The 24222-nt window shown below is 71.3% G+C and carries 19 protein-coding genes and 1 tRNA gene; 9 read left to right on the forward strand and 11 right to left on the reverse strand.

What is annotated here, in order from left to right:
• Positions 1-86: 86 nt before the first annotated feature.
• From OG199_RS19800 to OG199_RS19810, 3 genes are all read right to left on the reverse strand, one after another.
• Positions 87-728, reverse strand: a complete 642-nt coding sequence (locus OG199_RS19800) for a PadR family transcriptional regulator (RefSeq protein ID WP_405830544.1) — start codon at positions 726-728, stop codon at positions 87-89.
• Positions 729-809: 81 nt separating this feature from the next.
• On the reverse strand, positions 810-2270 hold the full coding sequence (locus tag OG199_RS19805; RefSeq protein WP_405830545.1) for an aldehyde dehydrogenase family protein: 1461 nt from the start codon (positions 2268-2270) through the stop codon (positions 810-812).
• A gap of 185 nt (positions 2271-2455) precedes the next feature.
• Positions 2456-3280, reverse strand: a complete 825-nt coding sequence (locus tag OG199_RS19810) for a helix-turn-helix transcriptional regulator (protein WP_356801973.1) — start codon at positions 3278-3280, stop codon at positions 2456-2458.
• A 337-nt stretch (positions 3281-3617) separates the two neighbouring features.
• On the opposite strand from OG199_RS19810, the gene OG199_RS19815 reads away from it, so the two are divergent.
• Positions 3618-4136 (forward strand): ATP-binding protein, encoded by a 519-nt coding sequence (locus OG199_RS19815; RefSeq protein WP_356801944.1) that lies wholly within the window; start codon positions 3618-3620, stop codon positions 4134-4136.
• A 114-nt stretch (positions 4137-4250) separates the two neighbouring features.
• Here the strand turns inward: OG199_RS19815 and OG199_RS19820 are convergent, their stop codons facing one another.
• Positions 4251-4511 carry a DUF397 domain-containing protein gene (locus tag OG199_RS19820; RefSeq protein WP_153289320.1) on the reverse strand — a complete coding sequence of 87 codons (261 nt, stop codon included), beginning with the start codon at positions 4509-4511 and terminating at the stop codon, positions 4251-4253.
• 928 nt (positions 4512-5439) lie between these two features.
• On the opposite strand from OG199_RS19820, the gene OG199_RS19825 reads away from it, so the two are divergent.
• The gene (locus OG199_RS19825) at positions 5440-5976 is read left to right on the forward strand and encodes a hypothetical protein (protein ID WP_405830547.1); all 537 of its coding nucleotides are present in this window, start codon (positions 5440-5442) and stop codon (positions 5974-5976) included.
• Positions 5977-6214: 238 nt separating this feature from the next.
• On the forward strand, positions 6215-6754 hold the full coding sequence (locus OG199_RS19830; protein ID WP_356801946.1) for a DUF4232 domain-containing protein: 540 nt from the start codon (positions 6215-6217) through the stop codon (positions 6752-6754).
• A 36-nt stretch (positions 6755-6790) separates the two neighbouring features.
• Here OG199_RS19830 and OG199_RS19835 read toward each other — a convergent pair whose 3' ends face one another.
• Positions 6791-7906 (reverse strand): DUF2786 domain-containing protein, encoded by a 1116-nt coding sequence (locus OG199_RS19835; RefSeq protein ID WP_356801947.1) that lies wholly within the window; start codon positions 7904-7906, stop codon positions 6791-6793.
• Positions 7907-8105: 199 nt separating this feature from the next.
• Here OG199_RS19835 and OG199_RS19840 point away from each other — a divergent pair, with 199 nt between their 5' ends.
• The gene (locus OG199_RS19840) at positions 8106-8828 is read left to right on the forward strand and encodes a Clp protease N-terminal domain-containing protein (protein ID WP_401803918.1); all 723 of its coding nucleotides are present in this window, start codon (positions 8106-8108) and stop codon (positions 8826-8828) included.
• 105 nt (positions 8829-8933) lie between these two features.
• Positions 8934-10625 carry a bifunctional 3'-5' exonuclease/DNA polymerase gene (locus tag OG199_RS19845; RefSeq protein WP_405830550.1) on the forward strand — a complete coding sequence of 564 codons (1692 nt, stop codon included), beginning with the start codon at positions 8934-8936 and terminating at the stop codon, positions 10623-10625.
• Here OG199_RS19845 and OG199_RS19850 read toward each other — a convergent pair whose 3' ends face one another.
• The 3 genes from OG199_RS19850 to OG199_RS19860 form a co-directional block, all read right to left on the reverse strand.
• Positions 10626-14267 (reverse strand): BTAD domain-containing putative transcriptional regulator, encoded by a 3642-nt coding sequence (locus OG199_RS19850; protein WP_405830552.1) that lies wholly within the window; start codon positions 14265-14267, stop codon positions 10626-10628.
• A 299-nt stretch (positions 14268-14566) separates the two neighbouring features.
• Positions 14567-15481, reverse strand: a complete 915-nt coding sequence (locus OG199_RS19855) for a glycosyltransferase family 2 protein (RefSeq protein ID WP_405834599.1) — start codon at positions 15479-15481, stop codon at positions 14567-14569.
• A 297-nt stretch (positions 15482-15778) separates the two neighbouring features.
• Positions 15779-16075, reverse strand: a complete 297-nt coding sequence (locus tag OG199_RS19860) for a hypothetical protein (protein WP_405830554.1) — start codon at positions 16073-16075, stop codon at positions 15779-15781.
• A gap of 287 nt (positions 16076-16362) precedes the next feature.
• Between OG199_RS19860 and OG199_RS19865 the strand changes: the two genes are divergently transcribed.
• The 4 genes from OG199_RS19865 (at position 16363) to OG199_RS19880 (ending at position 20009) form a co-directional block, all read left to right on the forward strand.
• Complete coding sequence (locus tag OG199_RS19865) at positions 16363-16821, forward strand: MarR family transcriptional regulator (protein WP_356801957.1); 459 nt, start codon at positions 16363-16365, stop codon at positions 16819-16821.
• A gap of 873 nt (positions 16822-17694) precedes the next feature.
• A complete protein-coding gene (locus OG199_RS19870; RefSeq protein WP_356801959.1) occupies positions 17695-18063 on the forward strand; it encodes a hypothetical protein in 369 nt (122 codons plus the stop codon).
• Positions 18060-19325: an RNase A-like domain-containing protein gene (locus OG199_RS19875; RefSeq protein ID WP_405830556.1), complete on the forward strand. Its 1266-nt coding sequence runs from the start codon at positions 18060-18062 to the stop codon at positions 19323-19325. Before OG199_RS19870 ends, OG199_RS19875 begins: the two co-directional genes overlap by 4 nt.
• Positions 19326-19346: 21 nt before the next feature.
• Positions 19347-20009: a contact-dependent growth inhibition system immunity protein gene (locus OG199_RS19880; protein WP_405834601.1), complete on the forward strand. Its 663-nt coding sequence runs from the start codon at positions 19347-19349 to the stop codon at positions 20007-20009.
• Positions 20010-20790: 781 nt separating this feature from the next.
• On the opposite strand, the gene OG199_RS19885 is transcribed toward OG199_RS19880, so the two are convergent.
• From OG199_RS19885 to OG199_RS19895, 3 genes are all read right to left on the reverse strand, one after another.
• A tRNA-Thr gene (locus OG199_RS19885) sits at positions 20791-20864 on the reverse strand.
• Positions 20865-20970: 106 nt separating this feature from the next.
• Positions 20971-22578 (reverse strand): alpha/beta hydrolase, encoded by a 1608-nt coding sequence (locus OG199_RS19890; protein WP_356801963.1) that lies wholly within the window; start codon positions 22576-22578, stop codon positions 20971-20973.
• A gap of 179 nt (positions 22579-22757) precedes the next feature.
• Positions 22758-23963, reverse strand: coding sequence for a DNA polymerase III subunit delta' (locus OG199_RS19895; RefSeq protein ID WP_356801965.1), 1206 nt, complete (start codon positions 23961-23963; stop codon positions 22758-22760).
• Positions 23964-24222: the final 259 nt, after the last annotated feature.

A 24222-nucleotide genomic window follows, 5' to 3' on the forward strand; every position in this document is an offset into this window, starting at 1 on the left:
GGGCGAGCGGGGGTCCAGGCGGCGGCAGCCCCCTGGCGGGACGGAACGGTGCCCGCGCACCGTTCCGGCTGGGCGCCGCGGCGGCGCTAGGTGCGGTCGCCGGGGTGCGGAGCCCCCGTCGCGTACGGGTTCTCCTCGCCCTCCCCCAGCACGCCGACGAAGGGTGGGCCCTCGCCGGCGAACGTGTACGCGCCGCCCTCGATCCGCTCGATGAGCCCCCGGGTCCACTGCGCGCCGGAGTCGGCGGAGTGGACCCAGAAGTTCACGATCTCGCCGATGTGGCCGAGCTGTCCGGGGCCGTCCTCGGGGGTGTAGTACCCGGTGACGGACGTGCGCCACTCCTCGATGGCGCGCACCCGCTCCCGAAGGAGGCCGAGGACCTCCGCCCGGCCGAGGTCGACCATGAAGCCGAGCGCGGCCGAGAGGATGTCGGGCTTCTGGTCGTACGCGGTCAACGACCGGCGCAGCAGCGTGAGGTACTCCTCGGTACCCGTGTCCGTGATCTCGTACTCGGTGCGCGGGGGGCCGCCCGCCGTGGACGGCCCGATCTCGTGGGCGTGCAGCAGTCCCTGCTTCGCCATCTGCTTGAGCGCGTGGTAGATCGAGCCGGGCTTGGCGTTGGACCACTCGTGCGCGCCCCAGTACTCGAGGTCGTTGCGCACCTGGTAACCGTGGGCCCGCCCGTGCTGGCGCACGGCCCCCAGCACCAGCAGACGGATCGCTGACATGCGCCCAAGGTTATGACCCGGTCACCCGCCCGCCGGCTGACGGGCCTCCCGCTCCGCGGACCGCTCCCCTTCCGGCCCCCCTCAGAACGGGAAGAGACTCCGCCCGTGCTGCACCGAGATCCACTTCTGCGTGGTGAACGCCTCGACCGTCGCCTCGCCGTTGAGGCGGCCGATGCCCGAGTGCTTCTCACCGCCGAAGGCGACCGGCGGCTCGTCGTGCACGGTGCCGTCGTTGACGTGGAACATGCCGGTGTCGATCTGCTTGGCGAAGGAGACACCGCGCTCGACGTCGGCGGTGTGGACGGCGCCGCTGAGCCCGTACGGGGTGTCGTTGACGATGCGTACGGCCTCCTCCTCGCCGTCGAAGGGGACGAGGAGCGCGACCGGGCCGAAGATCTCCTGCCGGAGGATGCCGGAGTCGGACGGCAGGTCCGTCAGGACGGTCGGCTCGACCAGGTTGTCGGTGGCGGTGCCGTGCACGAGCGCGGTGGCGCCCTCGGCGATCGCCTGGTCGACGGCGCCCGTGATCGCGTCCGCCTGGGAGGAGTTGATGACCGGGCCGATGATCGTCCGCGGGTCGCTCGGGTCGCCCACCTTGAGCGTCCTGACCTTGGCGACGAACTTCTCGGTGAACTCGTCCGCGACCGAGCGGTCCACGAGGACGCGGTTGGCGGCCATGCAGACCTGGCCCTGGTGCACGTACCGGCTGAAGACCGCCGCGTCCACGGCGTAGTCGATGTCGGCGTCGTCCAGGACCACCAGTGCGCTGTTGCCGCCGAGTTCGAGGACCGCGGTCTTGAAGTGCGAGGCGCAGACGGTGGCGACGTGCCGGCCGACCTTGTCGGAACCGGTGAAGGAGATGACCTTCGGGACGGGGTGCTCGATGAAGGCGTCGCCGATCTCCGCTATGTCGGTGATCACGACGTTGAGCAGGCCGCCGGGGAGCCCCGCGTCCTCGAAGATCCTGGCGACCAGCGAGCCGCCGACGATCGGGGTGTTCTGGTGCGGCTTCAGGACCACGCCGTTGCCCAGCGCCAGGGCCGGCGCGACGGACTTCAGGGAGAGCAGGAAGGGGAAGTTGAAGGGGCTGATCACACCGACGACACCGACGGGCACCCGGTAGACGCGGTTCTCCTTGCCGTCGATCGGCGAGGGGAGGATCCTGCCCTCGGGCCGCAGCGCCAGCTGGATCGACTCGCGCAGGAACTCCTTGGCGAGGTGGAGCTCGAAGCCGGCCTTGAGGTGGGTGCCGCCGAGCTCGGCGATGATCATCTCGGTGATCTCCGCCTCGCGCTCCTCGACGAGACGCAGGGCCTTCTCGAAGACGGCGCGGCGCGCGTACGGGTTGACCGAGGCCCATTGCTTCTGGGCGCGCTCGGCCGCGCGGTAGGCCTCGTCGACCTCGTCGACCGTGGCTATGGTGATGGACGCCAGCTTCTCGCCGTCGTACGGGTTGAAGTCGATGATGTCCCAGGAGCCGGTGCCCGGGCGCCACTCCCCGCCGATGTACTGCCGGGCCAGGTCGGTGAAGTAGGACGACATGTGCTCCCTCGATCCCCTTGCTGCCGAGGCAGACATTTCGAGTCTGAGTCAGCAGACATCCGATCAACGACTGATCAGACGTCATCGTACTTGTGCTCAAAGGGAGTTGGGGGGCCGCTCGGGACAGTCCCTGAAGACTTACCGGAGAGGACGGAGAGACGTCCGGGAGTCGCCGGGACGAGGGGTCAGGAGAGCTGGAGCAGTCCACGGAGCAGGTCGCGGCTCTCGGACGGCCCGGGGCTGTCCTGCTGCAACTGCTTCAGCGCGCTCTCGTACTGCGTGACGTCCTCGCGCTTGTCCAGGTAGAGCGCGCTGGTGAGCTGCTCCAGATAGACGACGTCCGACAGGTCGGACTCGGGGAAGCTCAGGATCGTGAAGGAGCCGCTCTCGCCGGAGTGGCCGCCGAAGCTGAACGGCATCACCTGGAGGCGCACGTTGGGGCGCTCCGACACCTCGATCAGGTGCTGGAACTGGCCGCGCATCACCTCGCGGTCGCCGTAGGGACGGCGCAGCGCGGCCTCGTCGAGGACGATGTGGAACTCCGGGGCCTTCTCGGAGACGAGGTACTTCTGCCGCTCCAGACGCAGCGCCACCCGCCGCTCGATGTCGGCCGCGCTCGCGCCCTTCATGCCGCGCGCGACGACCGCGTGGGCGTAGGACTCGGTCTGCAACAGGCCGTGCACGAACTGGACTTCGTAGGACCGGATCAGGTGGGCCGCACCCTCCAGGCCGACGTAGGTCGGGAACCAGCTGGGCAGCACGTCCGAGTAACTGTGCCACCAGCCCGCGACGTTGGCCTCCTTGGCGAGGGACACCAGGGAGGTGCGCTCGGCCTCGTCCGTGATGCCGTACAGCGTCAGCAGGTCCTCGACGTCGCGCGTCTTGAAGCTCACCCGTCCCAACTCCATGCGGCTGATCTTCGATTCGGAGGCACGGATCGAGTAGCCGGCCGCTTCCCTGGTGATTCCGCGCGCCTCCCGCAGGCGCCGCAGATGTGACCCCAGCAGCATGCGCCGCACCACAGAGCCGCTCGACTCACCAGCGCTCACGTTCGTCCGCCTCCCCAACCGTCTTCAGACGCCGAAGTCTGCCACTAAAACACTTCAAGCAGTACTCGTTCGATTACAGAAACGGAAAGCTTCCGAAGGCACCGCGCAGCAAAGGGGCACGCGGGGGCCAACAAGAGCGAAGAAGGCGACAGAAGAAGTAGCCGGAAAAGGGGGCAAGAGGCCGCAACTCGGGCGCGTGCACGTGCATCTGCCCTTGCATCTGCTGTACGCATTCGGAACCATGGTCCCCGCGCCACCGCTGCATCGCAACGACCGCGAACACCCGGGAGTGCCTCGCATGGGGACGAATGGATCGACCATGCTCGAGCCCTTACGGCAGGGACTTCCGCCGCTCGATCCCGCGGCCGTGTCCAGCGCCGCTTCCTGTGCCCTGCCCGCCCGCTACGAAGCGGTGCGCGAGGCCCGGCAGTTCACGCGCAGAACGCTGGACCAGTGGGACATGGGCGACCGCTTCGACGACGTGTGCCTGGTGGTCTCCGAACTCGTCACCAACGCGCTGCGGCACGCTCTGCCCTCGGACACGCCCCGCGCGGACGACCAAGGCGCCCCCGTGCGGCTGCACTTGATGCGGTGGACCTCACGTCTGGTGTGCGCGGTGCGCGATCCCAGCCACGACAGTCCGGTGGCGGGCGACTCGGACGACTTCTCGGCGGAGTCGGGCCGGGGCCTGTTCCTGGTCGACTCGTTCGCCGACAGCTGGGGCTGGCACCCGCTCGCGGGCACTCTCAGCGGCAAGGTCGTGTGGGCGCTGTTCCGGCTCCCGCCGCTCGCCCCCTCCACGGCCCCCGCCGAATGAAGAACCGCGGCGCCTTTCGGCGCCGCGGTTCTACGCGCGTTACGCGACGCGAGGTGACGACCGCGCCGCGTTCACGGAACGGGCACTCGGCACCGGTCCGCCGGCATCCCGCCCTCAGCCCGCGATCAGGTGGTCGAACTCGCCGTCCTTGATGCCCAGGAGCATCGCCTCGATCTCGGCGCGGGTGTAGACGAGCGCCGGCCCCTCGGGGAACCGCGAGTTCCGCACGGCCACGTCACCCCCCGGCAGCCTCGCGAACTCCACGCAGGACCCCTGCGAGTTGCTGTGTCTGCTCTTCTGCCAGGCCACCCCGGTCAGCTCTGTCGCAGCCATGCCGTTGTACACGTCATCCACGTCGCACACGTCGTGGTCCACAGGTCGCTCCCCGGTCGTGCAGTGGCCGATGTGGCCATTGATGCAGTGGCCAACTGCCCCGGATCATAGCTCTGTTCATGTGCAGATGCATGAGCAGATGCACGTGCACGGGGGGTGGTCCCACGGTTACAGCTTTTTACCGGCCTTTGACTACTGCCTGCTGTCCGCTTGACTACGGCCTGCTGCCCGCCGGGCCGCCGACGGCCCCTCGCCTGCCCCGGAAGTCGCCCGACACACGACCTCCGGCCCCCGTGCATGCTCGTCCGCCCCGGCATCCGTACGGGTTCGCCCGGGTCGAATCCCTCTGTACCAGGAACAGACGCACGGCGAGCCTTTCGAGTTTCAACGTCCGGCTTCAACGTCCGGTTTTCAACCTCCGGCCCGTGACCCGACCGGCGGCCGGTGCGGCAGTACGGCGGCCGCGCCCTCTCCCCCGCGTTCCCGTTCGCACACACCAGCGCCCTCCGCCGCCCCTACAGTCGCACGGCCGACCCCGCCGTCGCGGAGCCCCCCGCCGTCGCGGAGGAACCTCCGCGGCAGGTCGGCGCTCCCGCGGCCGGGGCGGGCCGACGCCGTCGCCCTACGCGCTCTCGCCGCGGTCCAGCGCCTCGGGGCGGGGCGGGGCAGGGCCCCGTGTCCGTACGCGCGGGGCGCGGGCCGGATCTCCGGGACGGAACCGCGATCACGCCGGAGCCACTTCCAGGCCACGGGCCACCGGACCCGTCGAGCCCGCGGGCGCGCTCGGCGCGGTGGCGGGCGCCGCCGACCTCCCGGACGGCCCCGGAGGGAACGGACCCGACCGGACCGGACCGCTCAGGACATCCGTACGTTCTCCGCACGACTCGCCCGAGGCGTTCACGCATGCTCCTGGTAGCTTGCTGCGGTCGTTCCGGCGACCCCAGCGACACCACCACCCTTGGGGGCTTCAGTGACATCGGCGACTTCGGCGATCCTCCCGCGTCGGCGGGTCCGGACCGCGGCCACCGCCATGCTCGTGGCCGCGGGTCTGGCGGGCACGCTCGCGCTCACCGGCTGCAGCAGCGACGACTCCGGCTCCTCCAGTCCGGGATCCGCGGACACGACCGCGAGCACCGGTGCGTCCGGAACCGGCGGCACGGGCGGGGATTCGAGCACCTCGCCCACCGCCAAGGCCGGACTCGAGGGCAGTTGGCTTGCCACCACGGGGGGCAAAGCGGTGGCGCTGGTGATCACCGGGAAGCAGGCCGGACTCTTCGCGACGGGCGGCACCGTGTGCAGCGGTGCGGCCGGGGAGGAGTCGGGCATGCGGATGATCCACCTCACCTGCACGGACGGAAACAAGCAGCGCGCCACGGGCATGGTCGACTCCGTCAACGCCACGACGCTCAAGGTCACCTGGTCGGGCGGTCTCGGCAAGGAGTCCTACACGAAGGCCCAGGGCGGCAAGCTGCCGTCGGGGCTGCCGACGGCGAGCCTGGGGTCCTGAACCCCCGCCCACGGCTCCCGCCTGCGCACTTGCGGACCCTGCCGGCGAACGGAACGTGGTTCTCTCCGCGTTCGGCGGCCCCGCGCCGGCCGCCCGCCGGCTCGCCCCGCCGTACGTTCAGGCGATTCTCCGGGTGAGAGTCGCACGGACGACGCGCCGGAGCGGGGGGTCGCGCGACACCCACCCCCCGGTCTGCGTGATGATCGGTGTGCACCGTCACGAACCCAGGGGGAAACCCATGCGCGCCCTTCCGATCGCCGTCGTCACCGCCGCGGCGGCCCTCATGCTGACCGCCTGCGACAGCGGCGGCGCCGACAAGAAGGAGTCCGGCGGCTCCCCGGCGACCTCGGCCTCCTCCACCGTCTGCGCGATCGACCGGATCGACTTCGAGGTCGGCCCCGCCAACACCGCCCCGGCCGCCGGGGACACCGGCAACGTGCCCGTCACTCTCACCAACCACGGCGACGAATGCACCCTCACGGGTTTCCCCGGCATCGAGCTGAACGACAGCACCCGGGGCACGGAGGTCTTCGCGGACAAGTCGGCGAAGCCGCAGAAGATGACCCTGGCGAAGGACGGCACCGCCTCCTTCACGATCACCTACGTGCGGGGCAAGGCGGGCGACGCGAAGAGCCTCGACGCGACCTCGCTGAAGATCAGCCTGCCCGGCGCCAAGGACGCGCAGCGGTTCAAGTGGTCGTACGGCCCCCTCGCGGGCAAGACCGGGCCGGACGACCTGAACGCCTCCGTGAGCACCTTCCAGGCGGCCGGCGACTGACCGATCAGCCGCTCGCCGGGGCCGCCGGCCGTCGCCTCATCGCAGCGGCGGCCGGGCCCTGACCTGGGCCCGGTCCGCCGCGGCGGCCCCCTCCTGCCACCCGGCCGCGTCGTCCACCCCGCGCAGCCGGGTGGTGACGGTGTCCGGGAACATCTGTTCCATGTGGTCGGTGACCGCCACCTCGCGGGCCGCCAGGACGGGCAGCAGTTCCCCCTCCGACGACGCGACCTGCCCCTCGGCGGCCGTCGCGAGCCGGTCGCCGATGCGATGGGCGTACGCGGCGAGGAACGACTGACGGAACGTCTTCGTACGCCTCCGCCCGCCGGCCCGCTGCGCCGCCTCCGCCTTCGTCATCGCGGTGGTGGCCTGCACGAGCAGCGAGGTGTAGAGGAGTTCGACCGCCTCCAGGTCGGGTTCGAAGCCGACGACGGTCGAGAAGGCGAGGGGTTCGTTCCACACGGCACGGCAGCGGTTCGCGCCGGCCACCGCGTCGAGCAGTACCGCCTTGGCCGTCTCGTACGGCGGCTCGACACCGATGCGGCAGGCGCCGGGCGCGTCCTTGGCGTGTGTACGGGCCGCGAGCAGTGCCTCGTCGATGCTGTGCCGCGCCATCAGTTCCTGCGCCTTGGCGCTCAGTGCCTCCGCCTCCTCCGGGAAGCCGGTCGCCTCGGCCTTGGCGAGCAGGGCGCGGATGCGGGTGAGCATCCGGGAGTCCTGCGGCGCGTCCTGCCGGGGCGGGTCCAACGGCTCGATGGCGGGCAGCCGCAGCAGCAGCCGGTACAGCTCCAGCACGGTGGTGGCGTGTGTGAAGCGGTCGGTGCGCGGCGGCCCCGCGTCCGCGTCCAGTCCGTCGAGCTGAGCCGTCCAGCGCGGGCCCCGGGGCGTCCGGTCCTCCCGCAGGATCAGGGCCGACACCAGGTGGACGTGTACGTCGTCCAGTTCGCGCCGCACGATCCGTACGACGTCGGCGGGCTGCCAGCCGCGGCGCCAGGCGGCGGCGACGAACTCCGCGCCACGCAGGGCGAGTTCGGCGTCCGACGCGGGATCGGCGGCGAGCAGCGAGGCGCCCGTGTCGAGGGCCGCGTCGGTGTCGGCGTAGAGGGCGGCCCCGAAGGCGCGCTCCACGGTGCTGGGCGTCGTCCTGCTGCTCATCCTCCGATCGTGCCACGCGCTCCGGGGCCGCCTCCCGGGCAGGTGCCGTCGAGGCTTCCGTCGCGCGGAAAAAGTATCCACACCCTGTGGACAAGTTTTCCCCGCAGAGTCCCCCATCCCTTAGCGCCTTCCCGGACAGGCACGCACGAGATGTCAACTTCGGGTTGACACCCCTCTACTGTCAACTTACGGTTGACACATGACGACGAACCCACTCGGCACGCCATCCGTACGCCTCGACGACCTCATCGAGGCCATCAAGAAGGTCCACACCGACGCGCTCGACCAGCTCCAGGACGCGGTGATCGCCGCGGACCACCTCGGCGACGTCGCCGACCATCTGATCGGGCACTTCGTGGACCAGGCCCGGCGTTCGGGCGCGTCCTGGACGGACATCGGCAGGAGCATGGGGGTCACCCGGCAGGCCGCGCAGAAGCGGTTCGTCCCGAAGGCGGAGTCGGACCTCGACCCCAGCCAGGGCTTCGGCCGCTACACACCGCGCGCCCGGAACGTGGTCATGGCCGCGCACGCCGCGGCCAAGACCTCGGGCAACGCCGAGGGTCTCCCCGAGCACCTGGTCCTCGGTCTGCTCGCCGAGCCCGGCGGACTCGCCGCCCTCGCGATCACCGCACAGGGCGTGACCCTGGAGGCGCTCCATGCGGCGGCGACCGCGGCGCTCCCGCCGGCCGCCGCCGAGGTCCCGGAGCTCGTCCCCTACGGCCCCGCCGCGAAGAAGGTCCTGGAACTCACCTTCCGCGAGGCCCTCCGCCTCGGCCACAACTACATCGGCACCGAACACATCCTCCTGGCCCTCCTGGAGCACGAGAACGGCGAGGGCGTGCTCAGCGGCGTCGGCGTCACCAAGCAGGCGACCGAGGCCCACATCGCCCGCGCGCTGGCGGACCTCACCCAGGCGCCGTAACCGGCCGAGTCGTCCCGGCGCCGCATCCGGCCGCGCCGTCGCGGCGCCCCCACCAGCCGAGTCGTCGCGGCGGCGTTGTCAGACCCTCCTGCGAGACTCGGCATCATGAGCGACCGGTGGGCAGTCGGACCGGCCGAGGACGGCGGCGCGGAGCTCGCCCCCCTCGGACCCGACGGGCTGCCCGCGGGACCGGTGCACAGGGAGGCCGATCTCGTCGAGGCCGTGCGGGCCCGGCCCGACGTGGTCCGGTGGGTCTGGCGGTCCACGGCCGGCGTCCACCCGCGCCTGCTCGCCGCCGGGGTGCGCGTGGAGCGGTGCTACGACATCGAGGCCGCCGAGAACCTGCTGCTCGGCCACGAGGGCCGGCTCGGCGAACCCCGCTCGGCGGCCGCCGCGCTGGCCAGGCTGCGCGGCGGGCCCGTGCCACCGGACCCCCCGCAGCGCTCCGCCGAGCCCGGCTCGCAGTCGTCCCTCTTCGAGCCGCGCCCGGTCCACCTCCCCCTGGAGGACCTCATCGAGGTGTACGCCGAGCAGCGGCGCCGCCACGCGGCCACCACCCACCCCGGGCGCATGCACCTGCTCACCACCGCCGAGTCGGCGGGCATGCTGGTGGCGGCGGAGATGAACGCGACGGGCCTGCCGTGGCGCGCGGACGTCCACCGCGAGCTGTTGCGCGAAATGCTCGGCGAGCGGTACGCGGGCGGCGGCGAGCCCCGCCGCCTCGCCGAGCTCGCCGACGAGGTCTCGGCGGCCTTCGGCAGACGGGTCAGACCCGACCTGCCCACCGACGTCGTCAAGGCCTTCGCGCAGGCCGGGATCAAGGTCGGGTCCACCCGGCGGTGGGAGCTCGAATCCGTCGACCATCCCGCCGTGCGGCCCCTGCTCGCCTACAAGAAGCTGTACCGGATCTGGGTGGCCCACGGCTGGTCCTGGCTGCAGGACTGGGTGCGCGACGGACGCTTCCGGCCCGAGTACCTCCCGGGCGGCACGGTCACCGGACGCTGGGTGACCAACGGCGGGGGCGCGCTCCAGATCCCCAAGGTCATCCGCCGTGCCGTCGTCGCCGACCCCGGCTGGCGACTCGTGGTGGCCGACGCCGACCAGATGGAGCCGCGGGTACTGGCCGCCATCTCCCGCGACCCCGGTCTGATGGAGGTCGCGGGCCGGGAGGGCGACCTCTACCAGGCGGTGTCGGACCGGGCCTTCGCCGGCGACCGCGACCAGGCCAAGCTCGCCGTCCTCGGCGCGGTGTACGGGCAGACGTCGGGCGACGGTCTGAAGAACCTGGCCGCACTGCGCCGCCGCTTCCCCAAGGCGGTGGCGTACGTGGACGACGCCGCCCGCGCGGGCGAGGAGGGCCGCCTCGTACGGACCTGGCTGGGCCGGACAAGCCCCCCGGCCGCCGGTGCCTCCGACCGGGCGTCGGAGGAGGCGGGTCTCCCCCAGGACGAGCCCGCCGAGGCGCTCGGCGACCAGGGCTGGGTGCCCGGGTACGCCTCCTCCAACTCCCGGGCCCGCGGCCGTTTCGCACGCAACTTCGTCGTCCAGGGCAGCGCCGCCGACTGGGCGCTGCTGCTGCTCGCCGCGCTCCGCCGCGCCTGCGCCGGCCTCGCCGCAGAGCTGGTCTTCTTCCAGCACGACGAGGTGATCGTGCACTGCCCGGCCGAGGAGGCGGAGGTGGTCGTGGCGGCCGTGCGGGAGGCCGCGGAGCTGGCGGGCAGGCTGACGTTCGGCGAGACACCGGTCCACTTCCCGTTCACGACCGCGGTCGTGGAGTGCTACGCGGACGCGAAGTAGCTACGCCTCCTGGAGAAGCTCCCGCAGCTCCCCCACCACCGAGGTGTCCCTGCCGTCCAGCGCCTCCAGCGCCGCCCTCCACTGTGCGTACGCCCCCTCGGCGTCCCCCCGGGTGCGCAGCAGCAGTCCGCGCTGGTGCCGCGCCAGGCCACCGGTGAACCGGTCGGCGCGCCGATCGGCGCGGCACAGCAGCAGCTCGCACTCCAGCGCGGCCCGCTCGCAGTGCCCCACCCCGCGCAGCGCGCGCACCAGCCCGAGCCGGGTCTGCGACTCCCCGTGCCAGTCGTCGTGCCCGCCGAGGATGCGCAGGCTCTCCTCGAAGTGCGGTACGGCGGCGGCCGGTTCCCCGAGGGTGAGGTGCGCGTACCCGATGTTGCAGTGCGCCGAGTGCCGGATGATCACGTCGTCCATCACGTCGCCGATCGCGAGGCTGCGCTTGTGGTGGTCTATGGCGGCACGGGCGTCGGTGTGCTCGTACAGGTTGCCGAGGTGGCTGTAGGTGATGGCCTCCGTGTGCGGGTCGCCCAACTCCCGGGAGAGTTCGAGGCTCATCAGCAGCGCCTCGCTGGACTCCTCGTACCGGCCGAGCCCCTCCAGGAGCATGCCGCGGTTGTTCAGACCGCGCCGCACCCACGACAGCACCCCGAGCCGCCGCCAGATCGCCAGCGCCTCGTCGTTCAGCGTGAGCGCCTCGCCCGCCCGCCCCGTCATGAAGTGCAGCCCCGCGAGATCCCCGAGCGCGTACGCCTGCGCCGCCTCGTCCCGGAGCCGCCGCGCCGCGTCCAGCGCCGTCCGCAGGAGCACCTCCGACTCCGCGACCCGGCCGCTGCGCTGGAGGTAGGGGTTGAGCAGCCGCACCAGCACCGGCACGTACGCGGACACCTCCGCGTAGCGCTCCACCAGCGTCATCACGTTCTCCAGCTCCAGATCGCCCCAGGCGAAAGCGTCCTTGGCGGAGCGGAACGGCGGGGTGGCGGCGGCGTCGGCCGTGTGCGCGACGGGCTGCGTGGCCGTCGGACGGCTGCGGTCCGCGCGGTCGAGCCCCGCCTCGACGATCACTTCGAGCGAGCGGGCGGCGACCCCGGCGTACCAGCGCAGGGCACGCTCGGAGACGCAGGGGCTTGCGCGCACCCCGCCCGTCCTGTCCGCTCCGTCAGCGTCGCCCGCTTCGTCGGCCACCTCTGTCGGGCCTGGCGTCCCGGTCGCTCCGGCCGTCTCCGTCGCTCCCGTTGTCTCCGTTGTCTCCGTCGCCCCTGTTGCCCGTCTCGTTCCCGGCGTGCCGTTCGTCGTCGTTCCCGCGATCTCCCGGGCGAAGTCGCGGACGAGGTCGTGGGGTGCGTAGCGGGCGTACGCCGTCTCCTCCAGGAGGGCGACGTCGACGAGGCGGTCGAGCGCGGCCTCGGCGCGGTGTTCGGCGATGCCGGAGAGCCGGGCGAGCAGGGGCGCGCCGTAGACCGGCAGGTCGAGCGCCCCGATGCTGCACAGGGCGCGCGCCGCGTCCCGGTCGGCCTCGCGGTCCGAGGCGCGCAGCGCGTCATGGGCCACGGCGAGGGACCTGCGGACGCTCAGGTCGTCGTACTCCAGATGACGCAACCGGCCTTCCGTGTCGGTCAGTTGACCGGCCAGCGCGTCAGGGGTGAGCGCGCGGCGCGCGGCGAGGCGGGCCGCGACGACGCGCAGGGCGAGCGGGAGCCGACCGGTGAGTTCGACCAGCGGGTGCCCGCCGTCGAGGCCGTCGCGGCGTCCGGAGACCGCGCGCAGCAGCGCCGCGCTGTCCTCGTCCGACAGCGGGGCGAGCGGGAAACGGTGCGCGCCGTCCAGCACCGTGAGCGGCGAGCGGCTCGTCACGATCACCGCGCACCCGGCGCCCGCCGGCAGCAGCGGCCGTACCTGAGCGGCGTGCGCGGCGTCGTCCAGCACCATCAGGGTGCGCGTCGGGGCCAGCGTCGACCGGAGCAACGCGGCTGCCGCGTCCGGGAGTTCGGGGATGCGGCGCGGCTCGACGCCGAGGTCGCGCAACAGCGCCGCGAGCGCCTGGCCGGGCGTGAGCGGGGTCATTCCGGGGGTGGCCCCGTGCAGGTTGACGTACAGCTGGCCGTCAGGGAAACGTTCCCGCAGTCCATGGGCCACGTGGAGCGCCAGCGCGCTCTTGCCGACCCCGGCCATGCCGCTGATGACGGCCACGGCGGGAACGGGCAGACGCAGCCGCCGGTCCGTGTCCAGGACCAGGCCCAGTTCGTCGCATACGTCGCCCCGGCCGGTGAAGTGAGCCGGAGGGGGAGGGAGTTGGGCGGGACGGGGGGAAACCGGCTGCGCCGGTGCGGCCGGTACGTCTCCGTCGGCACGAGGGGCCTGACCGATGTCGCCGGTCCCGTCCACTCCGGCCGGTTCGCCCGCCCTGCCCGATGCGGCGGCCCCGTTCGATGCGCCCGCTCTGCTCGATCCGCCTGCTCTGCTCGATCCGCTCGTTCTCCGCGGTCCGCCCGAACCGCCTGACGTGGCTGCCGTACCCGCCCTGTCTCTTCCGCCTGTACCGGCTGTTCCGCCTGTTCCGGCCGTGCCGCCTGTTCCGGCCGATCCGGCCGATCCGGCTGATCCGCCGGGCTCCCGGTCCCGCAGGATCTCCAGATGCGCCGCGCGCACGGCGGGGCCCGGCTCGACCCCGAGTTCCTCGACCAGGCGGGCCCGCAGGTCGCGGTGGACGGCGAGGGCCTCGGCCTGACGGCCGGTGCGGTGCAGCACGAGCATCAACAGCCGGTGGAAGGCCTCCCGCAAGGGGTGCTCCGCGACGAGAGCGGCCAACTCGGGTGCGAGGCCGGCCAGTCGGGCATGCCCGAAGCCGCCCTCACCCGCGGAGTTCGTGGAGCTCCCGAAGCCGCCCTCGCCGGCGAGGTTCGTGGAGCTCCCGAAGCCGCCCTCGCCGGCGAGGTTCGTGGAGATCCCGAAGCCGTCCCCGCCCGCGGAGTTCGCGGAGCTCCCGGAACCACCCGCGTCCCCAGAGCTCGGGAAGTTCCCGGAACCACGTGTCCCCCCGGCACCCTCGGCACTCCCCGAGGTCCCCGCCGCTCCCCCGCCACGGCCACCGCCTCCGCGCTCACCGCTTCCGACGATCGGCACCGCGAGCCACAACTCGGCCTCGTAGCGCCATTCCAGGAGCAGCAGCCGCGCCTCCTCCAGGCGCTGGACGAGGGCGTGACCGCCGAACTCGGGCCGGACCCCGCAGAGCGGGGTGCCGCGCCACAGCGCGAGCGCCGCCAGTGCCTCACGCAGCGCCCGTGCGCCGTCCCGCCCGGCATGCGCGGCACGCGCGGCCGTGACGTGGGACTCGAAGACGCGGACATCCAGCTCGCCCTCGCCGACCCGCAGGAGATACCCCGGTGGTACGGCCCGGAGCCGCTCCGGATCGTCGAGGAGCCGACGCAGCCGGGTGACGTGGTTCTGCAGGGAGGCCTGTGCGGACGCGGGCGGTGCTCCGCCCCACAGCGCGTCCTTGAGCGCGTCGACCGAGACGACCCGGCCCGGCTCCAGCAGCAGCGCGACCAGCAGGGCACGCATCTTGCCGCTGCCGATCGACCCGACCTCGCCGTCGGCGTCGTACAGGACCGGTGGACCCAGCAGCCCGAACCGCAGCCCGTACCGCATAGCCCGCCCACTGCCTTCCCACGCGACCGTCCGGCCGTGCCCCTGGCGACTTCGCACCGACCGACTCCCGGTTCCGGCGGAACCGTTGGCCGGTTCCCGAGGGAACCGTTGGCCACATGTTAGCGATCCGTTGGCGCGGCCTGATGGGATCAGTGCATCGGATCTGGCCCGACGGTGCGCGCGTACGACGCGTAACTCGGGGGAGTGTCGCCGCCGTGGCCGGATCCGGGGACAGAGAGGGCCCCGGTCGTCGGAGGTGAACGACCGGGGCCTTCGTCCTTCCCGGCGCCACCGGACCGTCAGATGACGGGCGGGCGTCCGAGCCGCGTGAGCCGCCACACCGTCCGCCACCGCATCGGCTGCCGTCGGCCGCCGGACTCCCGCAGGCCTTCCGCGAAGCCGCCGAACCAGGCTCGCAGCCCCCCGAGCGACCGCGTCCGTACGAGTGTGAGCAGCACCCAGATCCCCAGGTGCACGGGGATGAGCGCGAGGGGCAGCCGGCGGCGGGTGAGCCAGACGCGGTTGCGGGCGGTGACCCGGTAGTAGATGGCGTGCCGGGCGGGTGAGGTCTTCGGGTGCTGGAGCAGCAGTGCGGGCTCGTACAGCACGGTCCACCCGGCGTCGATGGCCCGCCAGGCCATGTCGGTCTCCTCGTGGGCGAAGAAGAACTCGGCGGGCCAGTCACCGATCTCGGCGACCATGGGCATCGACAGCGCGTGCCCGCCGCCGAGGAACCCGGTGACCGGGCCGCCCCGCATCGGGTCCTTCGCCCCGACCCGGGGCACGTGCCGGCGCTGGGTCTCCCCGTTCTCGTCGGCGATCCGGAAGCCGACGATGCCGAGGTGCGGGTCGGCGGCGTACAGGTCGCGGACCTTGCGCAGCACGTCCGCGTCGACCAGCAGCCCGTCGTCGTCGAGTTCGACCACGACGTCCACGTCCCCGAACTCCGCGAGCCTGGCCAGGCCCACGTTCCGTCCGCCCGGGCAGCCGAGGTTCTCGTCGACCTCGATGGTGGTCACCTCGCCGGGCAGCCCGAGCCGCTCGGCGAAGTCGGGCAGCGGACACCCGTTCCCGACGATCACGATCCGGGCGGGCGCGACGTCCTGCTTGGCCACCGAGGTGAGCAGCGCGTCGACCTCGACGGGCCGATTCCCCATCGTCACGACGGCAACGGCGATCCGTGGACCCTCCGGCACGACACCACTCCATCCCAGGCCGACAACACTGCCCGCGATGCTAACCGTTCACCGGGCGTATCCCTCAGGTACGCCGTCTTTCCTTGCCCCGTATGCGGTTCCTCACGACGTTCGCGGGTCCCCGCGCCGTACGGTCCACGGTCCCGACCACCGGTCGCAGCGGCCGCCCGGCCCCTGTCGGCGCCCTCCCGGACGGGTCGGCCGCACGGTCAGGGGCGAACCTACGTGGCGCGGGGACCACGGTTCGGGAGCACGCCCGGAGTCCGGCCGACTCTTACCAGCTCTTACCAGCCCGTAACGGACACCCGTGTGTCCTCAGGCGGCGTACGCGCCCCGCACCTCGAGGTGCTCGACGGCGGGCGGGGCGGCCAGCCAGTCCGCGAGGGCGGCCTGGAACTCACGGAACTCCGGGATCTCGGGAAGGGGATTCCCGGTCCCGTCCGCGACCTCCAGTTCCGCGAGGTAGGTGACCCCGTCGGCCAGCCGGTACGAGGCGTACCGCACGCCCTTGGGCCGTGCGGCCTCGATCGCGGTGAACATCGTCCGCAGCGCCGCTTCGAGCTCGTCGACACACTCGGGCTTCACCGTGGCACGCACCATCAGAACGGCCATGTCGCCATCTCCTTCTCGTCCCGTCACACCTGTCACACCACCACCGGGTCGCAGGGGTGGCGCCTCTCTCTTGACGCACCCCGGGGTGGATGTGTGACCGGAGCCGGCATCTCGGGAGCTCGCCGCGGCGGCCGCCGGGGGACGGCCGGGGCATCGTGGGTCCGCGTTCCCGGCGCGGGGATGTGCACCGTACATGTCGAGTGTATGATGCATATAGGGGTGGTATATCTAGCCGAAGGTAGTTCTCCTGACAGGGGAAGCGAGCCGGGAACTGAAGGATGCCTCGCGTGGACAAGCCACTTGATCTGCTGGAATTCGAGACCATGCTGCTCGGGCGGCACATGCACATGCTCAACCCGCGGGCGCGTGGGGCCGGCGAGGAACGGCTGGACCGCAGCGCGTACGTCCTGCTCAGCCGCATCCAGGCGCAGGGGCCGATGTCGATCGGCGAGTTCAGCGAGGCTTTCGGCCTGGACGCCTCGACCCTCAACCGGCAGACCGCCGCGATGGTGCGGGCCGGGGTCGTCGAGCGTATGCCCGACCCCGACGGTGGCATGGCCCGCAAGTTCGCCATCACCGCCGAGGGCGAGCGCCGTCTGGACATCCATCGGACCGAGAACCTCGAGGGTCTGGAGAAGGTCATGGTCGACTGGACCGCCGAGGACGTCGCCGAGTTCGCCGCCTATCTCAGCCGCTTCAACCGCGACATCGAGCGCCTCGACGGACGCCCCTGGCCACGCGGTTGACCATGGCGGCGGGCGTCTCGTTCACCCTCATCCTCTGACCGTCCGACCTGCCGGGGATCGACCCTTCCTCGAATGGGGCCACAACGGCCCTGCAATACCCCCACAGGCCAAGGTCTGCAGTGCGTCTACCCCCCGCTGCATCACCGAAGCCGACTGACCGCGCCACGGACAGCAAGACGGCACGTGCACGGCACCGTCGCCGCGTGCGCGTCGGGCGTGGCTCGATTCTCGGGGCCTACGCACTGTCACTCGGGCGCTGCGTACTTCCGTGTCCCCGGAAGCGCGCTGCGTATCAGTCTGCCTCAGCTCCCCTTCCCCTGTGGCGGATGGCGCCGAACCAGAGGTGGCGGTACGCCCGGTGGAATCGGTTGAGGTCGCCGGTGACCGCCAGGCCGAGGGCGTCGGTGACGCGCGTGTGGAGATTGCTGCGGGCCAGCCGGGAGCCGGCCCAGGAGAGACGAGTTCCTGGGGGGCTTGTAGACCACGAGGGCGACCCGGCTCCGGAGGCACACCGGCCTCAACTTGCGCGAGCAGATCCAACTCCGTCGGCCACGTACTGGTCGGCCGCAAGTGCAGGACGACTCGGGGGAGATCATGGGTGGACGTGCGCAGCTCGACGGCGGCGACATGCTCGCCCACGTATGGTCCGTCGAGAGTAATGGCGTACGGGCGGCCGTCGAAGGACATCTGGAATCGGTGTGGTGTCGTCACCGACGGAGCCTGGTCGCGCGCGATCAAAGAACGGCCAGTGAGAGAACTCACCGCCCTCGAAAGGATCTTTGCCTCGCCTTTGCGTCGCACACAGTCGCGAATCTCGGTCGGCGGCTACCGTTGCGTGGCCGGGCAGCCGACGGAGGGGGCAGACGCCAAATCATGGGCGACAAGGGCGAGATACTCGACATCAAGATCGCCGATATCAAGGCGACCGCGCCCCACTTCCATCATCAGAGCGTCGACCTCACTCACGCGCTCACCAAGCTGAAGACCGCGCTGTCCGAGGCCGGCACGCCTTGGGGCGACGACGACCAGGGCGCGGACTTCCACAAGGCGTACGGCCCCCACGTCAAGCAGATCGAGCAATCCACCAAGATCCTGGTGGATGGCCTGGCCAGCATTCACGAGGCCATGTCGGACATGGCTGACGGCCACATCGACCACGAAGAGCTGATCCGCGCCATGTTCAGCAGGATCAGCGTCGAACCCGACTCCAGGGGCGCCGACTCGACCGGCCACGACAAGTGAGCGTTGCGGACGAGGCCCGGAAGATCCTGCAGGACGTCACCGGCATGTGGTGGCCTGACGCCGATGTCGGCGGCCTTCGGGACGCCGCGAAGGCGTGGCGAGACTTCGCCGACGACGTCGAGGACGTCACCGCCGCCGCCAACAAAGCCGCCCGCTCCCTGATCGAGAACAACAGGGGCGAGGCGATCTCCGCCTTCGACGACCCGTTCTGGCGCCGCTACTACTACGACAAGCGGGGCTGGCTCAGGGACCTGTCCGACGGTGCCCGCGACATGGCCAAGGCGCTGGACGCGTACGCGGACGCCGTGCACGGCGCAAAGAATAAGCTCGAACACAAGCTGGAGATCGTCGGCGGAACCATCCTCGTGGGCACCGGTCTGGCTTTCTTCACCGGGGGCCTCTCCGAGGGCCCCGCCCTCGCCGCCGCGACAGCGGTCACCGAACTCGCCGGCACTCTTGGTGTCGCAGTCACTGCCGAAATCGCGTCCATCGCGGGCACCACCCTGGCCACCGCCGCCATCGCGGGCATCGAGTCCATCGCCGTCGACCTCGCCGTCGCCCAACCGATCGCGATCGCGACAGGCGAGCAGAGCGGTGGCCTCGACCTCGACGAGGCACGCCAGGCCGGTGTGTACGGCGCCCTCACCGGCGGCCTCCTCGGCGGAGCAGGCGCCACCTTCCGAGCCGCCCAGAATGCGGGCGGCTGGACGGAACTGCTGGGCGGCGCCCGCGTACCCGGCCTGAGCCCCCAGCTGGCCATGCCCGGCGGCCTGACCGCCGGCGCCGACGACTTCGGCATGCTGCTTCGCGACGGTGAGCAGAACGCCTGGCCGCGCAGCAAACGCAAGGGGCGGGTGAACCCGCAGTACCGGGCGGACGTCGCCGGGGACGAGGGTAAGAACGGATCCCACACACTTACCAAGCATGTGGAAGTGACCACTCAGGATCTGCGTGCACGGCTACGGGCGGAACCCGCGAGGGAGACAGTCTCGCGTTACGTCGACGAGGCATCGGCGCAGAGATCGACCGACGCTGTGGTACTCAAGCGTCAGAAGGAGATCGACGCCTGGCTGGCCAAGAAGAAGGGCGCGAAGCTGGAACTGGAGGCCCATCTGGAAGACCACACGGGCCTGAGCCTGACCCGAGTGAACTTCCGTAATGGACTACCGCCAGAGTGGGTAAAGGGCGCCAGAGTGATCCTGAAGCGCGATTCAACGGCTCCGATGGGCTATCGCGTCCTCACGTCCTATCCCGTCCCGTAGAGCCAGACAGGTCCGATGACGATGCCCCCCGTGGAAGACCGCTTCCAAGAACTACGCCAGCTCCTTTACGCGTATGAGGAGACCGGCTACGCCTTCGACGACACAGCGGAGACACCCGGCACCGCCTTGAGCGCATACCTGCGAACGGCGTCCTACGCCCCCGACCGCGCGGCGGCGGCCGCGCGGGAAATCGAAGACCTCCTCGCGGTGGGCCTTTTCAACGACGACATCGCGGACGACGTCGATCTGCTCCCGCACGTCAATCCGCCCCAGGGCGTGGGCGTCGAGGACTGCCTGCGTGCCGTCCGACAGCATCTGAAGCGTTTCCTCGCCTCGCCACCGGCTCCCCGGCCCGCGGTCCGGCCGAAGATCTCATGGGAGTGGCGGGCACGATTCCCGGCACTGACCCACTTCCTCGGCACGTACTTCTACCAGGGCAGCTTTGAAATCGAGTACGGGTCACACGCAGAAGCGGTGGATGACTACCTCGCAGGCGAACCGTATGAGGACCTCGAGAAAGCCGCGTCCGAAATCGGGGAGTTCCTGACTCTGAACTCGTCAGACGGCCAGCTTGCCGAGGCAGCCACGGTTCTCGGCCTCAGGGAACCCCTGCCCCAGGGCATTTCCCTGCGCCAGTGGCTCACCGACATCCAGGGCATCATCACGCATCACCTGCGCACCTGACCAGGCGCGCGGCCGCTCAGATATCTCCGGACACAATTCCGGCCACCAGCCCCGCGGCCTTCCGCGCGCACCCCCACGACAGCGTCACCCCGGCACGCCGTGCCCAGAGTTGTGGACCGCGGTGGTCGAACCGCCACGGGAGTCAGCCTCAACCCGAGCCTCCGACCGCGTCGGCCGAGCACCCACCCGGTGCTCCACGATCCGCGCGTCCGCCGGCAGGCATCGATCGCGGCGCAGCGCTCGACGACGGCCCGCGCTGCCTCGTCGTCCTGCCTCAGGCCGCCGTCCCCAGAAGAAGCTCGGCCACTCCTCGATCACGGAGACCGGCGACATCTACACCAGCGTCCTCGAAGAGGTCGAGAAGGAAGTCGCCGAGGCCACCCTCGCCGCCGTCCCCCGAGCGCGCAAGAAACCCGCACACAGCCAACGGGCGAGCCTAGGACCTCAATCCTGGGCTCGCCCGTTTCATATGTCTGCTGTCGTCAGAACTGGTCGCCGCGGTCTCCCGGCACACGCGGCCTACCTCGAGTCTCGCGACGAGACCCTCAAGCGGTCTTCACAGCGGTCTACCGATGCCATCGGTGCAGCGACGACCGGCACTTGACTTGCCGCTCCGCAAACACATCTGGTGATCGTGCCGCACCGTGTCCCTGGTACGTCCCCGGAAGACACGCATCGCTCACGCAAGAGGCTCTGAGACCTCACAGCCGTAACCTCATGAAGGTCACAGAAAAGCAAAAGCCCCAGGTCACGGCGAGTGAGAATCCTGGGGCTTCTACAGAGCCGCCTTCGGGATTCGAACCCGAGACCTACGCATTACGAGTGCGTTGCTCTGGCCATCTGAGCTAAGGCGGCGCGCCGTCCGCACTATGGTGCGATCAGCAACGCGGTAAGTCTACACAGTTTCCGAGGGTGCTCCGTACACGCCCCGGAGGGCCCGGATCCGGGGCGTGCGGGAGGGCTATGAGCAGCGCTTTCCCTTGGGCGGAGGGGTGCCGTCGAGGAGGTAGCGGTTGATCGCGGAGTCGATGCAGACGCTGCCGCGACCGTAGGCGGTGTGGCCGTCGCCGACATACGTCAGGAGCGTGGCGGAGGAGAGCTGCCTGGCGAGGGACTCGGCCCAGGCGTAGGGGGTGGCGGGGTCGCGGGTGGTGCCGACCACCAGGATCGGGCCCGCGCCCTTCGCCTCGATGCGGTGGGGCTCCCCCGTCGCTTTCACGGGCCAGTACGCGCAGTTCAGGGAGGCCCAGGCCAGGCCGTCACCGAAGACGGGGGACGCCTTCTCGAAGGTGGGGAGGCTCTTCTCCAGCTGGTCGGGGCTGGAGAAGGCGGCCGGGAGGTCGAGGCAGTTCACGGCCGCGTTGGCGTACATCAGGTTCGTGTAGTGGCCCTCGGCGTCCCGCTCGTAGTAGCTGTCCGAGAGGGCGAGCAGCCCCGCCCCGTCCTTGTCCTTCATCGCCGCACTGAGCGCCTCGCGCAGCTGGGGCCAGGCCGCCTGGTCGTACATCGCCGCGATCACGCCCGTCGTCGCGAGCGACTCGGTGAGCTGGCCGCGTTTCGCGTCGCCGGTCGGGATCGGGTTCGAGTCGAGCTTCTTGAAGAAGGCGCTGAGATTCTTGCCCACCTGGGCCGGGCTGGTACCCGCGCCGCCCAGCGGGCAGCCGCTGTGGCGTACGCAGTCCTTCGCGAAGGACTGGAAGGCCGTCTCGAAGCCCGCCGTCTGGTCCTCGTTGAGCTTGCGGGCGGTGATCGAGGGGTCCAGCGCGCCGTCCAGGACCATACGGCCCACCCGCTGCGGGTACAGGCCCGCGTACGTCGCTCCCAGGAACGTCCCGTACGACGCTCCCACGTAGTTCAGCTTCTGGTCGCCCAGTACCGCGCGCAGGATGTCCATGTCACGGGCCGCCTCGACCGTGGAGACATGCCGCAGCAGCTTGGGCGAGTGCCGGGCGCATCCCTCGGCGAACTTCTTGTAGGCGTCGACCAGTTCGCTCGTCTCCCGCACGTTGTCGGGCGTCATGTCCGTCTTCGTGAACGCGTCCATCTCCGGGCCGCTGAGGCATTCGACCGGCTCACTGCGGGCCACTCCGCGCGGGTCGACCGCGACCATGTCGTAGCGGGCGCGGACCTGCGCCGGGTAGCCGAGCCCCGCGTACGACTGCAGGTATCCGACCGCCGAGCCGCCCGGACCGCCCGGGTTGACCAGCAGCGAGCCGATCCGCTTCCCCGGACCCGTGGCCTTCTTGCGGGCGACGGCCAGTTTGATGGGGCCCGACGCCGGGTCGGCGTAGTCGAGCGGCACCTTCATCGTGGTGCATTCGAAGCCGGGCGCACCGCAGGAGCGCCAGGCCAGCTTCTGCTCGTAGTACGGCGTCAGTGTCGCCGGAGTGGAGCTGGGCAGCGGGGTCAGCACCGCCTCGGCTGTCGTCGGCGCCGCCTCGGCCGCGCTCGGCGCCGTGGTGGTGAACGTGGTGAAACTCTCCGAGGAGCAGGCGGAGACGAGCAGCGTCGTGGCGGCCAGCAGCATGCCGCCCCTGCGGAGGGGCCTGAGGATGCGCCTGAAGTACATTCCGCGAGCGTAACCTTGCGCGATCGATTGATCACCTTCAGTGGCATACGCGCCGCGTACGAGTGACATCGTCAACCTCGCGCACCCCGCGCATGCCGCATCCCGACGGTCGTCGGTCGGCCCGCGCCGCATCCCGACGGCCGCACGTCAGCCCGCGCGCCCGCATCCCGACGAGCGCGTCAGCCCGCGCGCAGCGCCATCGTCATCGCCTCCACCGCCAGCAGCGGTGCCACATTGCGGTCGAGGGCCTCGCGGCACGCCGCGATGGCGTCGATCCGGCGCAGGGTCGCCTCCGGCGAGCTGCCGCGGGCCAGTCTCTCCAGCACATCCCCGGAATCCGCGTTGGCGATGGCCAGGCGGGAGCCGAGCTGGAGGGCGAGGACGTCGCGGTAGAAGCCCGTGAGGTCGATGAGCGCGAGGTCCAGACTGTCGCGCTGGGTACGCGTTCTGCGGCGCTTCTGCCGGTCCTCCAGCTCCTTCATGACGCCCGCGGTGCCACGCGGCATGCGACCGCCCTGCGCCGCGCCGAGGGCGGTCTTCAGCTCCTCGGTCTCCTTCACGTCGACCTCCTCGGCGAGCTGCTTCGCGTCCTCCGAGGCCGTGTCGACCAGTTCCTGGGCCGCCCTGAGGCAACTCCCGACGTCGTCGACCCGGAGCGGGAGCTTGAGCACGGCGGCCCGGCGCTCTCTGGCCCGCGGGTCCGTGGCGAGGCGCCGGGCCCGCCCGATGTGCCCCTGCGTCGCGCTCGCGGCGGCCGCGGCGACATCGGGGTCGATGCCGTCACGCCGTACGAGGATGTCGGCGACCGCTTCCACCGGGGGCGTGCGCAGGGTCAGCAGGCGGCAGCGGGAGCGGATGGTGGGCAGGACGTCCTCGATGGAGGGCGCGCACAGGAGCCAGACCGTACGCGGCGCCGGCTCCTCGACGGCCTTCAGCAGCACATTGCCGGCGCCCTCCGTCAGACGGTCCGCGTCCTCCAGGACGATGACCTGCCAGCGGCCGACGGCGGGCGACATCTGCGCGCGGCGGACCAGGTCACGGGTCTCCTTCACACCGATGGACAGGAGGTCGGTGCGGACGATCTGCACGTCGGCGTGCGTGCCGATCAGGCTGGTGTGGCAGCCGTCGCAGAAGCCGCAGCCGGGGACTCCGCCCAGCGCGCGGTCGGGGCTCACGCACTGGAGCGCCGCGGCGAAGGCGCGCGCCGCGGTGGAACGGCCCGAGCCGGGCGGCCCGGTGAACAGCCAGGCGTGGGTCATCCTGGACGCCTCGGGGGGCGGGGTGGCCCCGGCGACCGCTGTGACCAGGGCGTCGGCGTCCCGCGCGGCGGCGGCGAGCTGCTCGCTCACCTTGTCCTGGCCCACCAGGTCGTCCCATACGGGCACGGGGCACCGCCCTTTCGTCGCACTCTGCCCTGCCGCGTCCATTGTGCGGGTCGCCACTGACAACGGACGCCGCCCCCGGCAGACGCCGCCGGCCACGGGCCCGGCACCCGGACCGCCAGGCGCGGACCGCGGTGCTCGGCGATCCCACCCGGGCCGCCTCCGCCGATCACGACCGCCGGCCTCGCCGGCTCACGACCACCGCACCCCCGGCGGTTCATCCCCACCGGGTCTCCCGCGGCCACGACGACCGCACCCGGCG

It is taken from the genome of Streptomyces sp. NBC_01176 (assembly GCF_045039825.1).
Lineage (GTDB): Bacteria > Actinomycetota > Actinomycetes > Streptomycetales > Streptomycetaceae > Streptomyces.